Here is a 13,267-nt window from a genome sequence, read left to right as displayed (position 1 = left end):
CACTGCGGCTTGTCTCGCCGCGAACGCGCACCGAGACCTCGCGCTGCGTCTCCTCACGGAAAGCAGAAGCTAGGCGTCGTGGCGCTCGCCATCAAGGTCGACGGCTGTCGCGAGCAGGCTTCTGGGGGAGCGCTTGCACCTTGCGTGGCGAGGCGGAAGACGGTTCGCTCGTGTCAAATATGCCGGCTACAACTACCTGATCACCGGAGTCCTCACGATGCCATCACCTTACACCCTCCGGATCTTCGTTGCGGAAGGCGACCCGGAAGGTCTCAGGGTCGTCGAGCGGGTGGGTTGGACCGGACGAGGACTCGTCATCCCGCGCGATCGCTGGTCAGAGGTGAAGGGGCGGCCCGAGCTCGATCGGGCTGGCGTCTACATCCTCGTTGTCGAAGAGACGGATGAGATCGGGCAAGACCGCTCCGTTCTCTACATTGGCCAGACCGAGGCCCTTCGTTGGCGCGTCGATAATCACGAGGCCAAGAAGGACTTCTGGAGCCGGGTCATTCTATTTGTTTCGAACAGCAACAGTCTCAATCGCGCTCACGTGACTTGGCTTGAATGGGCCTTGATCAACCGGATCAAGGGCAACGACGGCGTTGTTCTGGCTAACGGAAACGTACCCAATGAACCGAATCTCGACGAGTTCGAGAAGGCGGACACCACTGCCTTTCTTGATGATCTGCTGAGCATCCTGCCGCTGGTCGGATTGCGAGCATTTGAGCCGAAGAAGGTTATCAAGCCAGCGCCAGTTCCGACCCTGCTCGCCAAGGGTACCTCAGACATCGACACGATCGTTGTGCCGGCCCAACCAGAGGGCTTCGCTACAGCCTATCTGGGTGAGCATGCTTGGTGGGCAATCCGTATCGCTCAGTCGAAGCTGGACAAGCTGAAATGGTGTGCCGCCTATCAGGTTAGTCCGATCTCTCAGATCACTCACATCGCTGAGATCGACCGGATTGAGCCGTACGGGGACAGTGGCAAGTACAAGCTCTTCTTCAAAGGGTCGCCGGTCGCGTTGGAGCATCCGGTCCCCTACGGCGCAGCCCCGAGCGGGGTCATGCAGGCTCCTCGCTACACGACCCGCCAGAAGGTGATGTCCGCCAAATCGGTAATGGACATCAACCTCTGACGCCGAGGCTCAGTAGGAAGTTTGCCTCATCTCCCCAATCGAACTCTTACTGATGGTCGCGGGGGGCGGGCACCCTTCCCGGCTTAGGGCCGGGAAGGGCGTTCAGTCTCAGTGAGGCTGAGGGTATTTCCAGAGCCGCAGCGGGCTCTCCCGACCATCGCAACCCACAGACCCAAGGTTTGCCAGTAGGTCGAGCGCGCTATCGGTCAGAATGTCTTGCGGCCGCAGACTAGGAAGCGCGGACCGCAGCTTCCCGAGGGCTACCCTCACCGGATCGGTCGCGGTGACCGCATTAGGTGTGAATGCCTTCCGCACCTTGAGCTTGCTCCCATTCTCGACGTCGGTGCGCTTGCAGGGTATCCCCGCAGCGGTGAGTTTCTCGGCGAACTCGGCGGCCGTCAGGCCGTCCGTCTCCTTGTCCAAGCCTGCCTGCTTGTGGTGGCGGGCGGCACAAAGGACCCGGCGCAGGATTTTGATGTCCGGGTTCTCCGCCTGAATGTAGCCCGAGGCTCCATCGCCAGCTTTCACCGCGATCCGTGTGGCGAAGTTGATGAAGTCGTCCTGCGTCCTTATGCACCCCCGCTCGTCTTCGGTCGGGAGGCTCGCCTTGGTGCCCTTGGGGCGCTTGGGTGTCCGGTAAATGTCCAACTCATCCCGCACGGCGTTGAACTGCTCCACATTTTCCCACGGGACGGTGCTCCACGTGACGTGCCGGTGATTGCCAACGACGGCGCTGCCCAAAGCTGCCGGCCGGCGCTTGAAGTCGTACTCCATGCCCAAGCGTCGATTGATGGTCTTCGGGACCAGGTCGTTCTTGTCGAGGATGATGTCCCGGATGCCGGTGAAGGACTTTATCTCCACCACCGTCGTTGGGGTGCGGGTCAGAAAGAGGTCGACGATGTAGGCGTTTTCGTCCGCCAGCGTTCGGCACCCTTCAGGCGTGCGGATGCCCGCCTTGGCCAAGATGTACTCGTGACCGGGATCGTTGGCTTCGGGTGTGCCCGGCTGAACGGTGGCCTGACCTCTTGTTCGCCAGCCGAGCAGCTGACCCGTCTGGTGCTTCAACTCCACGATCTCGTCAGACCCCGCGATTTCGAGCCGCGCCTTGCGATAGGCCGACGCTATGACGCCCTCGCAAGCGGCGTCGATCTCTTGCCGTGTCGCCGTAGAGAGGAAACCGTCAGTCGTGCAACTGAAGATCAGAACGTGCTTCGGCAGCGCATTCATGATCTCAGCCAGCAGGGCTCGGACATAGCCGGTCACGAAGGCCGCGAAGTACGGGTTCGTGATGGGGCTCGGCTCCAGATCCTTCGACGACAGATCGGAGACGTTGAAGACGCGCTTGGTCCGGAGGCCTTGGGCCAACTTTCCATAGAGCGCATTGACCATCTCCTTCCAGAAACGGTTTTCCAGCGACCCCTTCTTGTGGCCTTTGCGCTCCCTGATGGCGTTCCCAACAAACTGGCCGAACGGACGGATCGCGTCCGTCAGCATAGGAACCACCGCCCCATCGATGACGGTGAGCGTCGCGCCCAGTGCGACCGCCAAGGCGATCTCTGGCGCCGAGCAGTAGCTGCGACCGCGGCGTGGGAAGACGAGCCCGCGCTCTGTGCGAACGGGCAGGCAAGGGTAGGAAGCAGCTTCGGGGAACTCGAAGTCCACCAACGCCACGCCGAGCGTCGTCGGCGTGAAGTCCTCCAGCGTCGGGTGGAGATTCATGTTGTCCCAATCGGGATAGCCGATCAGGGACATGGCGGTCGGATAGGCACTGGACAGGTCGAAATCATTCCAGACCAGCGGCGGAACCAGCGGCATGCTTTCTGACCCGCTGAATCGCTCAATCCAAGTTGCCGGCTGGAAGACTGCCGGGCCGGGACCAAACCAGTACTGCTCACCTCGTCCACCGTGATAGGCCTCGATCGCCAGCGTTCGGCGCAGGTGAACGCGCTCGCGGTCGACGACCTTCTTTAGGCGGTACATCCGGCCGGTATCCCGCTCGAACGCCGGCTCGTCGTACTTCTCCAGCCCGAGCACCTGCAACGGCTCGATAGCGGGGTTTTCATCCCACATCTTCTGGAGTCGTTTGACACCGATGCCGCTTAGGGTGAGCGGCACCTTGGCGGAGCCGATCGTCTTGCGGCAGAGTTCGCGGATGCGCTCATGGTAACGGACGCAGATGATGGCGTCGGCTAAGGCGTAGCGCTCGAACAGCTCGGGATCACTCTCCAACAGCTGATCCATGCGGGACTTGATCGCCTTCTCCTCGTCGGGAGAGTCGGCGAGCTTCACCTTCGGGACGCCAACCACTTCGCCGAGGTCCTCCAGCCGCTTCGCGCCTTCGGCCGTCAGAAGGTAGGTGTCGCGGATCGACACCTTGAGATCGAGCGGTCCGGTCTTCAGCAAATAGCGGAGCTTCAGCGGCTTCATGGTGACGAAGACGCCTCGAACGGCGTCGAGGAACGGCTGCATTTGCTCGAGATTTTCCAGCATCGGCATGTCGGCGCGGCTGAAGTGTGAAATCAGCTCGATGCGACGAGGGGCCCCCTTTACGTGGCCGAGGTCGACACCCCGGCACACCGCGAAGCTGATCACTTCGTCTAGGGTGAAGCGGTGGTCTTCCTCGGGCGGATAGAACACACCGCCCCATTCTGCGCCGTTGTGCTCGCTCTTGGCGTCCAACAAGCGGCAGTAGACCTGGTAAGAGACGGGACGGTTTTTACCCTTGCCCGCCTTCAACTCCTCCCGTGACACGTCAGCGCCGATCTGCACGTACTCAGTGTCGAAACCGATCACGAGACAGGCGTTCTCGTCCGGTCCGTTCGGGTCCAGCCGGTTCTTCTTCTTGGAGCCCTTGGGAGCCTTCGGCGGGACGGGATAGAAGTACTCGGCCTTCACCTCGATCGGGATTTTGCTGAAGCCTTCATCGGCGTTGCAGATGCGGACTTCGGTTTCGGGGCGGGCGGCAGTCAGGAATTGGTCGCGGCTCATGAGGCGCTCCTTGCGTAGATGTTGATGGGTTGCGGCGGTCTCCTTGTGTTCAGCACGCACAATTGCGCTTCGGTCCGCAGCGGCGGACCCGAGAGGCAAGGCGGGTTGTGAGGAAGACGAACTCAGTCACGGCAGCGGCGGGTGCGCCGTTGCTCACGGGCAAAAGACTCGGGTGACGAGAGAACCGAAATCATAGACCAAACAGCCGCAAAAAGCAACGCTTATTGTGGAGCTTAGTGAAGGCGACGACGGGCAGCGGTCCGTCGCCTGAGCGTTAAGTGAGGTCGTCAGTAGGAAGTTTGCTCCCTCTCCCCAATCGAACTTTTACTGAGGATGATTGCTCCCTCTCCCCAATCGAACTTTTACTGAGGATGATTGGGTCAGGGTTCGGCCATGAGACCAACTTCCGCTCCCGACCCCATGCGGACATTGGCGTCCTGCCAGCTTGCTCACGAGGGTGTCTGACCTATCGCCCTTGATGTTGCCCTCTGTCCTGTCAGTATCTGAATTGACGAGGGGAGAGACGGGATGTTCGGACTGTTCAGGAAAACGCCTCCAGCCGCGCCACTTCCTCGTAAGGAGCTCGCGTCTCCGCAACCTAACGGATTCACTGCCGAAGAGATCGCCACCATTAACGGATCCTATCTCCTCGTTCGAGCCGCCGCTTACGACCTCGGCGGCGAAGTGCCTAGTCGGTGGAATGAGAGTTTCTCGGCGTTTGAAGAGCGAGCGCCAGATCTTACTCTTGCGCAGGCGTGGATGATCCGGGCGTTCTACAATGGGCTTGAAGCTAGCCCCTTCGTCTCCACAGACGAGGAGTCAAAACTCGCCGATCGCATTGGGCGAACGTATCTCAGGGCTTTCCCGGAGGCATTGGACTCAATCGTGGGTCGCTCTTGCCGTGCCGCGCAGGGAGCATTTTTCGCTTTCCTCGAGCGGCTCGACGATGAGGATTGATCGGGAAGTTCGTCAGCGGACTCGGTTGGCGCCTCGGCAGTTTAGTGGCACCGTGAGGTCCGCTTCCAACCCATCGCGGACTCTCAGAACGTCGCTTAGTCGGCTGTCCATCTGGCGATCTATCTTGATCGACGGGCAAGCGCCGCTTGGCTCAGTAGGAGTTCTGCCTCCTCTCCCCAATCAGACTTGTACTGAGGCGATTTGGGTCGTCTGATCGTGGACAGCGTCGCGGCGAGCGACATTCAGTAGGACTTCGGCCGCCTCTCCCCAATCAAACTTTTACTGAGGCTGTAGCGGCTCGACTTCGGAGGGTCAGCCGCCAACGAGGATCTTTTTGCCCGCAAGATGCGCCTGATCCGCAGCCACATTGGGGACATTGATGTCGCCGAGAACTTCCCCCTTCTTGTTGAACACCACGACGGTCGGCGCACCGCGAAGCGCCACGAACAAGTCGCCCGAGAAGTCCACATGATCGATTAGTTCTCGGAGACTGTAGGCGGTCCTTGATCGGGCCTCCCGCCGCTCGTCTGATGGCGGCCCATCCAACAAGTGCTGGACGGCGGCGACCCGTTCGATGTGCTTTTCGGGACTTACTGCACCCCGGGCCTCCTCAAGCCGTCGCCTCAGATCTTCGGTAGCCACCTCGGCGGCCTTGATTTCCGTCCTGGCGCTTAGCCAGCGCTGGCGAGCTTCTTGGTCGCCAGTTTCCTCGAACAAGTCGAGCATCCGCTTCGCCCGATCTCTCGAACGATCGAGTTCACGCAGCGCTCGATACTCAGCATCGACAAGGGCCGCCGTGCCGTCCGAGTTCTCGAAGAAGCGATCCGAAAGGGCCGACCGAAGGAAGGCGTCTAAAATGCCCCTCTCAATCGGCTCGTATCGGTAGTGATCAACGTGGTCACAGTTGCCGCCACGGACCCGTAGGGCGCAGCTTAGATAACTTGCCTGTCGCTGAGGCGTGGCGACGCCATTGCGCATCCTGACGCCTTCGACGCTCTTCAGCTGATAAATCATCGGCCCGCCGCAAGCACCGCACCTGCACAGACCGCTCAGAAGGTTTCGAACCTGTCCACGCTGCCCGTCGTTGCCACGGCCCGGCCTCCGACTGCCTCGTACAATCGCCCACAGCTTTTCGGAGACCACTGCGGGGAAGTATCCCGAGATCGGTTCGCCGACCGGGGCTCGGCGGGTCGCTCCGCGAGGCTTGCTGTGGGGCTGGAACTCGCCGACGACGGCCGGATTGGATAGGATTTTGTGGAGGTAGCTGGAATGCCAGGCCGCCGCTTTGCTCTTCCCCCGACCCCAAGTTTCAACGCCGCGACGATTGAGATCAGCCGTGATTGATCGTTTGCCTTCACCCTCCGCTGTGCGCCGAAAGATTTCCTGCACAATGGCCGCTCGATCCGGGATGACTTCGAAACGCTGCCTATTCTGATCAAGCCGCAGCCACGCGGGGCAGACGCCGGTGATGGGCTGGATGTCGGCTTGTCCCAACCGATCCCGCTTAATCTTCCAGCTGGCCGCGAGACGCTCACTCTTGTGTCGGCTTTCTTCATGAGCGCGGAACGCGTTGAACACCAAACCCATGAATCCCATCAGGTTCGTGCTGATACTGTCGGCGTTGATGATGTAGCCGTCGTTGGCGGTCGCAATCGTTACGCCCAGAGAGGTCACCCGCTGAATCCAAGCGACTACCTGAGCCGGGGGAAGACGACTGATCCGGTCGAGCTGCTCGACGACGATGGTAATGTCTCGGGGGAGTTTCCCCGCTTCGACCCGGCTTATGATCTTGCCGAGGTTGCCGGTCTGGACGTTGGTGCCGGCATAGGCGCTGGAGCCTTCGTCAGTGACGCGTTCGAGTATATCCAGTCCACGTCGAGCGCAGTACCTTTCGACCACTTGGAGTTGCCGCTCCAGTGTCGAACCCTTTCCCTGTTCCAAGGAACTCCAGCGAGCGTAAGCAACAGCTAACATGCAAACGGCCTAGCTGAAAAACCTGGGCTGTTAAACAAATAACCTGCTGTTCGTCGGCCCGCCGGGCTCGGGCAAGTCGATGATGGCGGCGCGTCTGCCGGGCCTGCTGCCGCCGTTGACGCCGATGGAGCGGCTGGAGACGTCGATGGTCTGGTCGGTGGCCGGACTGATCGAGCGCGGGGGGCTGACCCGCGAACGGCCGTTCAGAGCGCCCCATCATTCGGCGTCGATGGCGGCCCTGACGGGCGGCGGACTAAAGGCCAAGCCGGGCGAGGCCTCTCTGGCGCACAACGGCGTCCTCTTCTTGGATGAACTGCCGGAATACTCGCCCCAGGCGCTGGACAGCCTACGCCAGCCGCTGGAGACGGGCGAGATCGTGGTGGCGCGGGCTAACGCCCATGTGCGCTATCCGGCGCGGTTCCAACTGGTGGCGGCGATGAACCCCTGTCGTTGCGGTCTGGGCGGGCCGGGCCGCGGCGCCTGCGGCAAGGCTCCGCGCTGTCAGAAGGATTACCAGAACCGTATCTCCGGCCCGATGTTCGACCGCATCGACTTGACGGTGGAGACACCGGCGGTGACGGCGGCCGACATGATCCTGCCTGCGCCGACGAAGGGCACGGCCGAGGCCGCCGCCCGCGTCGCCGCCGCCATGCAGATGCAGGAAGCCCGCATGGCCGAGACGGGGCTGACGGGAATGCAGGCCCTCAACGCCCGGGCCTCGGGCGAGGCGCTGGAGCGGTTCGCCGCTCCGGATCAGGCGGGACGCGCCCTGTTGATGAAGGCGGGGGAGGCCGGCGGGCTGACCGCACGCGGCTGGACCCGCACCCTGCGCCTGGCGCGCACCATCGCCGATCTGGACGGCGCGGACGGCGTGCTGCGCCGCCATGTGGCCGAAGCGCTGATGTATCGACGCAGCACGGTCGGCGCCCATGAGGACTTCGACCGCCAGGCCAGTCGCCGCGCGTTGTTTCCCGTGCAGGAAAGCGGGGCGGGACAAACGCCGTTCGTCTGGAATTAACCCCTCGGCCCTAGCGTGGCCTTATGGGACAGACCCGTCGCAAGCCGTCGCCGCAGAGCGACCTTTTCCCTGCCGCGCTCGAAGCGGGGCAGGCTGCGACGCCGACGCCTGGAGACGGCGTTTCGCCTGAGCAGCAGTTTTTGCGGCTGATGAGCCATGAGATGCGCACGCCCCTGAACGGGGTGATCGGCATGCTGGGCCTGTTGTCGCGCACCCGTCTGGACGGCGCCCAGCGCGCCTATGCGGAGGCCGCGCAGAAGTCGGCCGAGCATCTGTTGGGCCTGGTCAACGACCTGCTGGACTACGCCCGGCTGGAGGCTGAGGCGCTGGAATTCGATCCGGCGCCGGTCGAGCTGGAGGGCTTGGTGCGCGGCGTGGCCGAACTGCTGAGCCCGCGCGCGCACGACAAGGGGCTGGAGATCGTCTGGTCGGTGGCCGCCGACGCCCCGGACGTCGTTGCCGACGAGGGCCGCCTGCGGCAGATCCTGTTCAACCTGGCGGGAAACGCCGTGAAGTTCACCGATCGGGGCGGGGTGCGTCTGACGGTTGAAGCGGCTCCTCTCGGTGCAGGACGCCCGGCCGGATCATTTGCGCGCCTGGCCTTCATCGTCGACGACACCGGCCCCGGCGTGCCCGAAGAGGCGCGCGGCCGCATCTTTGAAGAATTCGGCCACGCCGACGTTTCGGACGCCGCCCGGTTCGACGGGGCGGGCCTGGGTCTGGCGGTGGTGCGGCGGCTGGCCCGCGCCATGGGCGGCGACGCCGTGGTCGAGGACCGGCCGGACGGTCCCGGCGCCCGGTTTCGCTTTGAAGCCGAGTTTCCCGTCGCGGCCGACGCCGAGGCGCGCACGCGCCTGCTGGAGGGGCTGGTTGTGGCGGTCCGTTCGCCGAACCCCTTCGTGCGCCGGGCGGCGACCGATCAGGTCGAGGCCTCGGGCGGCCGGGTGGCGCGCCAGGCCGGGGTGACCCTGATCGACCATGCGGGCGCCGAAGGCGGAGCCTTGGCCGTTCGACCGGGCCAGGGTCAGGCCATCATCCTGCTGCGCCCATCCGAACGCGACCTGATCAGCCGCTATCGGGCGGCGGGCTTCTGCGGCTATCTGATCAAGCCCTTGCGCCGCGAGTCTCTGGCCGAGCGCGTCAGGGCGGCCGCCGCGCCGCGCCGGGGTCTGCCGACGCCGCCGGTCCGATCTGGCGACGACGATCGCGTGGCCCATGTGGCCTTCAAGGGCGTGCGGGTGCTGCTGGTCGAGGACAATCCGGTCGGCGCTCTTTTGGCCAAGACCCTGCTGCGGCGCGAGGGCTGCGTGGTCCAGACCGCCGCCGACGGCCAGGAGGCGCTGGACGCCCTGAAGGCGGCGCGCTTCGATCTGGTGTTCATGGACATGCGGATGCCGCGCCTGGACGGACCGAGCGCGGCGCGGGCGTTGCGGGCGCGCGGGGACCAGACGCCGATCATCGCCCTGACCGCCAACGCCTTCGCCGAGGATCGCGTCGCCTGTCTCGAGGCGGGGATGGACGATCATCTGGCCAAGCCGCTGGAGGCGGACGCGCTGCGCGTCGTCCTGGCCCGCTGGACGAACGCCGCCAACCGCGCCAAGGTCGCCGTTTCCTGATCTGCCAGTAGTCCGTCGTCCGCATCACCCGGCGGCGCCCCGCCGGAGCCACGCATGACCGATTCCAAGACGCCCGCTTCCGAGGTCGCGGCGCTGCAGCCGTCGCCCAAAGGGCTGGGCGTGCTCAAGGCGGCGTTCCGCGAGCGGCGCACCCTGGCCATGTTATTGCTCGGCTTCTCGGCCGGTCTGCCCTTCGCCATGCTGTTCGGCACCCTGAACGCCTGGCTGTCCGACGCGGGCGTATCGGTGGCGACGATCGGCGTCCTGTCGTGGGTCGGGCTGTTCGGGGCCTTCAAATTCCTGTGGTCGCCCGCGGTCGGGCTGACGCCGCCGGTGATCGGCCGGATGGGGCGACGTCGGTCGTGGCTGATCCTGTGCCAGATCGTGCTGGCGGGCGCGCTTCTGACCATTTCCCTGTCGCATCCGGGCACGGGGGCCATCGTGGTGCTGGCGGGCGCCGCCGCCCTGGGCGCCTTCGCCTCGGCGACCCAGGACATTGTCATCGACACCTGGCGGATCGAGGCGGCGGACGAGCGGACCCCGGTGGATCTGCTGTCGACCGTCTATCAGTTGGGCTTCCGCACGGCGGCCCTGGTCGGCGGGGCGGGCGCTCTGGTTCTGGCCGATCAACTGGGCTGGTCGACAACCTTCGTCATCGGCGCGGGACTGATGGGTCTGGGCGTTCTGGGCACGCTGATCGCACCCGAGCCCAAGGCGGCGCCGCGCGCCGCCATCGCCCGCGAACGCATCGGCTCGCCGCGTCTGCGGATGACCGCTCTGGTCGTCACCCTGGCCGCCTGGGCCTGGGCGGCCTTCATGCTGGTGCGCTTCATGGTCACGGCTCTGACCGTCAAGCCTGCGCCCAGCGCCGGAGAGTTCACCGCCGTCTGGGGACCGTGGATCGTCGGCATGGCGGTGATCCTGCCCGCCGTGCTGGCCGGGATCATCGTCTGGCGCGGCGGCAAGGCGGGGGCGGCGTCCGAGACCGATCAGGGGCCGGCGCTCGCCAACACCCTTTATGACGCCATCCTGGCGCCGCTGGTCGAGCTGATGGGACGCCTGGGCTGGGGCGCGGTGATCGTGCTGGGGCTGATCCTGACCTACCGCATCACGGACGGCGTCTGGGGCCCGTTCGCCTTCCCCTTCTACATGGGGGACACGGGCGGGGCGCTGGGCCACACCAAGACCGAGATCGCCCTGGCGTCCAAGACCTTCGGCGTGGTCATGACCATCGTCGGCATCGCCCTGGGCGGATGGGCGCTGCTGGTCATCGGTCGGATGGCCAGCCTTCTGCTGGGCGCAGCCCTGTCGGCGGCGACCAATCTGCTGATGATGGACCTGGCTCTGGGGGCGCCGGTGATCGGCGGCTTCATGAGCGCGACCGGCCTCTACAAGCTGTTCGGCGCCTTCGGGGTAGGCGAGCCCCTGGCGCGGCTGATGCTGGCCATCGCGGGCGAGAACATCGCCGGCGGCTTCGCGGGCGCGGCCTTCGTCGCCTATCTGTCGGCCCTGTCGAACAAGATGTTCGGGGCGGTGCAGTTCGCCGTCTTCACCTCCCTGGCCCTGCTGATCGGCACCCTGGGGCGCGGGGCCCTGGGCGAACTGATCGAACGTCAGGGGTATGCCGCCATGTTCGTCATCGCCGCCTGGCTGGGCGTGGTGGCGGTGGTCTTCTGTGCGATGGAATGGGGCCGCCAGACGATGGAGCGCCGCCGCCTCAACCTCGACGCCTAGGGGCGGAAACGCAAAGAGGCGGCCCGAAGGCCGCCTCTCGAAGTCATCGTGGTCAAGCGGAGGATCAGTCCTCGACTTCCACGCCCTCGGCGTAGGCGGCGAAGGTGGCGGCGGTGATGATCTCGCCGACCGAGGCGCCCAGGGGCACGATCTGCACCGACTTCTCCAGGCCGACCAACAGGGGGCCGATCACGGTGGCGCCGCCCAGCGACTGGACCAGGCGGGTCGAGATGGCCGCCGAATGGATGGCCGGCATGACCAGGACGTTGGCGTCGCCGGTCAGGCGCATGAAGGGATAGTTGGCGCGGGCCTCGGAATTCAGCGCCAGGGCCGGCGGCATCTCGCCTTCGTACTCGAAGTCGACGTCCATCGAGTCCAGGATGCGGATGGCCTCGCGCACCTTCTCGCCGCGATCGCCGGGCGGGTCGCCGAAAGTCGAGTAGCTGAGGAAGGCCACGCGCGGCTTGCGGCCCAGCTTCTTGACCGTGGCGGCGGCCTTGACCGCGATCTCGGCGAGTTCGGCTGCGCTGGGCAGTTCGTGGATCGAGGTGTCGGCCACGAACAGGGTGCGGCCCTTGGCCAGCAGGATCGACAGGCCGATCATCCGGTCCGTGACGTCCAGGACGCGGCGGACCTCCTTTAGGGCCATGTTGAAGTTGCGGGTCACGCCGGTGACCATGCAGTCCGCCTCGCCGCGCGCGACCATGGCGGCGGCGAAGTAGTTGCGATCCTGGTTGATCATGCGCTGGACGTCGCGGCGCAGATAGCCGCGACGCTGCAGGCGGGCGTACAGCCAGTCGACGTACTCGGCGTTTCGATCCGATACGCGGGCGTTCATGATCTGAATGCCCAGGTCGTCGAAGTTCAGACCGGCTTCGGCGGCGTTGTGGCGGATCAACTCCTCCCGGCCGACCAGGATCGGCGTGCCCAGATCCGCCTGCTTGAAGGCCCATGCGGCGCGGATGACGACCTGCTCCTCGCCCTCGGCGAAGACGACGCGCTGCTTCGGACCCGAGCGCACGCTGGCCTGGATCTTCTGCATCAGGGCGGCGGACGGATCGACCCGCTGACGCAGGGCGATGCGATAGGCCTCCATGTCCTCGATCGGCTTGCGCGCCACGCCGGTGTCCATCGCGGTCTGGGCGATGAAGGGCGGGATGTACCAGATCAGGCGCGGGTCGAACGGGGTGGGGATGATGTATTCAGGGCCGAACTTCAGCTTGCGGCCGCGATAGGCGGCGGCGACCTCGTCCGGCACGTCCTCGCGGGCCAGCGCCGCCAGGGCGTGGGCGCAGGCGATCTTCATCTCGTGGTTGATCTGACGCGCGCGCACGTCCAGCGCGCCGCGGAACAGATAGGGGAAGGCCAGGACGTTGTTGACCTGGTTCACATAGTCCGAGCGGCCGGTGGCGATGATGGCGTCCGAGCGCACCGACTTGACGTCTTCCGGCGTGATCTCGGGGTCCGGGTTGGCCATGGCGAAGATGATCGGATTGGGCGCCATGGAGGCGACCATCTCCTTGGAGATCGCGCCCTTGGCGGATAGGCCCAGCACCACGTCGGCGCCGACCATGGCCTCGGCCAAAGTCCGCAGCGGCGTGTCGGTGGCGTGCGCCGCCTGCCATTGGGAGACGTTGTCGCGGCCCTTGTAGATGACGCCCTGACGATCGCAGATGACGGTGTTCTCGGCCTTGACGCCGGCGGCCTTCATCAGGGCGATGGACGACAGGCCCGCGGCCCCGGCGCCCGACAGGACGACCTTGAGGTCTTCCAGCTTCTTGCCGACGATATGGGCGGCGTTGATCAGGCCGGCGGTCGAGATGATGGCGGTGCCGTGCTGGTCGTCGT

7 protein-coding genes and 1 pseudogene are annotated in these 13,267 nt (G+C 65.0%); 5 read left to right on the top strand and 3 right to left on the bottom strand.

The features are described 5' to 3' along the window. The first annotated feature begins 217 nt into the window (after positions 1-217). Positions 218-1,132 carry a GIY-YIG nuclease family protein gene (locus tag B3D50_RS13570; RefSeq protein ID WP_286951978.1) on the top strand — a complete coding sequence of 305 codons (915 nt, stop codon included), beginning with the start codon at positions 218-220 and terminating at the stop codon, positions 1,130-1,132. Between the two features lie 108 nt (positions 1,133-1,240). Here the strand turns inward: B3D50_RS13570 and B3D50_RS13565 are convergent, their stop codons facing one another. Then, positions 1,241-4,120, bottom strand: a complete 2,880-nt coding sequence (locus tag B3D50_RS13565) for a DNA polymerase (RefSeq protein WP_286951977.1) — start codon at positions 4,118-4,120, stop codon at positions 1,241-1,243. Positions 4,121-4,648: 528 nt separating this feature from the next. Between B3D50_RS13565 and B3D50_RS13560 the strand changes: the two genes are divergently transcribed. Beyond that, on the top strand, positions 4,649-5,077 hold the full coding sequence (locus B3D50_RS13560) for a hypothetical protein (RefSeq protein WP_286951976.1): 429 nt from the start codon (positions 4,649-4,651) through the stop codon (positions 5,075-5,077). Positions 5,078-5,389: 312 nt separating this feature from the next. Here the strand turns inward: B3D50_RS13560 and B3D50_RS13555 are convergent, their stop codons facing one another. Next, positions 5,390-7,051, bottom strand: a complete 1,662-nt coding sequence (locus tag B3D50_RS13555) for a recombinase family protein (RefSeq protein WP_286951974.1) — start codon at positions 7,049-7,051, stop codon at positions 5,390-5,392. A 37-nt stretch (positions 7,052-7,088) separates the two neighbouring features. On the opposite strand from B3D50_RS13555, the pseudogene B3D50_RS13550 reads away from it, so the two are divergent. The 3 genes and pseudogenes from B3D50_RS13550 to B3D50_RS13540 all read left to right on the top strand — a co-directional run. Beyond that, positions 7,089-8,069: pseudogene (locus tag B3D50_RS13550) on the top strand (ATP-binding protein); the annotation flags it as partial. A gap of 140 nt (positions 8,070-8,209) precedes the next feature. Next, positions 8,210-9,685: a response regulator gene (locus B3D50_RS13545; RefSeq protein ID WP_286952308.1), complete on the top strand. Its 1,476-nt coding sequence runs from the start codon at positions 8,210-8,212 to the stop codon at positions 9,683-9,685. A gap of 54 nt (positions 9,686-9,739) precedes the next feature. After that, a complete protein-coding gene (locus B3D50_RS13540) occupies positions 9,740-11,419 on the top strand; it encodes an AmpG family muropeptide MFS transporter (RefSeq protein WP_286951973.1) in 1,680 nt (559 codons plus the stop codon). Positions 11,420-11,483: 64 nt separating this feature from the next. Here the strand turns inward: B3D50_RS13540 and B3D50_RS13535 are convergent. Further along, positions 11,484-13,267: phosphate acyltransferase (locus B3D50_RS13535; protein WP_286951972.1), on the bottom strand; the 1,784-nt coding region annotated here is incomplete at its 5' end.

Origin of the sequence: Brevundimonas sp. UBA7507, assembly GCF_002478355.1 — a bacterium.
GTDB classification, from domain to species: Bacteria; Pseudomonadota; Alphaproteobacteria; order Caulobacterales; family Caulobacteraceae; genus Brevundimonas; species Brevundimonas diminuta_D.
The sequence above is the reverse complement of the archived record's forward strand: the minus strand, read 5'-3'. Positions and strand labels throughout refer to the sequence as shown.